Source organism: Curtobacterium sp. B18 (genome assembly GCF_000333375.1).
Classification (GTDB): Bacteria; Actinomycetota; Actinomycetes; order Actinomycetales; family Microbacteriaceae; genus Curtobacterium.
Genome location: NZ_BACZ01000599.1, coordinates 1 through 929 on the forward strand (window position 1 = coordinate 1; position 929 = coordinate 929).

General features: G+C 70.2%; 2 protein-coding genes. One reads left to right on the forward strand and one right to left on the reverse strand.

Features of this window, described 5'->3' with window-relative positions; translation table 11 throughout:
- A partial coding sequence (locus I5E_RS26045; RefSeq protein WP_222836478.1) for a hypothetical protein occupies nt 1–311 on the reverse strand: 311 nt, incomplete at its 3' end.
- Nucleotides 312–321: 10 nt separating this feature from the next.
- Here I5E_RS26045 and I5E_RS22000 point away from each other — a divergent pair.
- A partial coding sequence (locus tag I5E_RS22000) for an AraC family transcriptional regulator (RefSeq protein WP_222836479.1) occupies nt 322–929 on the forward strand: 608 nt, incomplete at its 3' end.

A 929-nucleotide genomic window follows, 5' to 3' on the forward strand; every position in this document is an offset into this window, starting at 1 on the left:
CGTGTCCCGAGGACTGAACGCAGGTGCTTCCTCTGATCGGTCTCGGACATCTGTCCGGTCGCTGCGGTCAGGAGATTCGCCCAGACGGCGGTCACATCGCCGACCATCCCCAGTACTACGTCGGGCGAGGTCAGGTACACGTAAGGTTGGGCGATCGAGGCGTGCTGGGGGTCGACCGCAAGCCGCTCCGACAAGAGCACGACCACGCTGCCCGCGGGGGCATGGTCGGCGCCGCGGTCATGGGCAAGCTGGTCGAGCTGCGTGTTGGCCTGACGGATGTAGGAACACCTCGACGGCGGCCCGGACGACACGGTGCTCGCCGTGGACGAGCTCGCGCGCATCACCGGGACGAGCGAGTACCACTTCCGGCGGGTGTTCTCCGCGCTCGCCGGCATGCCGCTCTCCGACTACGTCCGGCGTCGCCGGATGACGCTCGCTGCCGCCGTCATCGCCTCGGGGACGACGACCGTCTCGGACGTCGCCGCGCGCTTCGGGTACGGCTCGGCCGATGCGTTCGGGCGGGCGTTCCGAGCCGTGCACGGCATCGGGCCACAGGAGGCGCGCGAGCCCGGCGCCGTCCTCCGGTCGCAGGGTCGGCTGTCCTTCCGTCTCACCGTCGAAGGGAGCACTCCCGTGCAGTACCGCCTCGTCCAGAAACCCGCCTTCCGTCTCATCGGACGCTCGACCCGTGTCCCGCTCGTGTACGAGGGGCCGAACGACGCGATCCAGGCGTTCGAACGCAGCATCACGCCGGAGGACCGAGCGCGCATCGCCGGGCTGTCCGACCAGGAGCCGTCGGGCGTGCTCTCGGTGTCCGATGCGTTCACCGAGGGTCGCGCGGACGGCAGTCGACTCCCGCTACTCGGTCGTCGCCGCCACCTCGGTCGAGAGTGCACCGGGCCTCGACCTCATCGAGGTTGCCGGCAGCG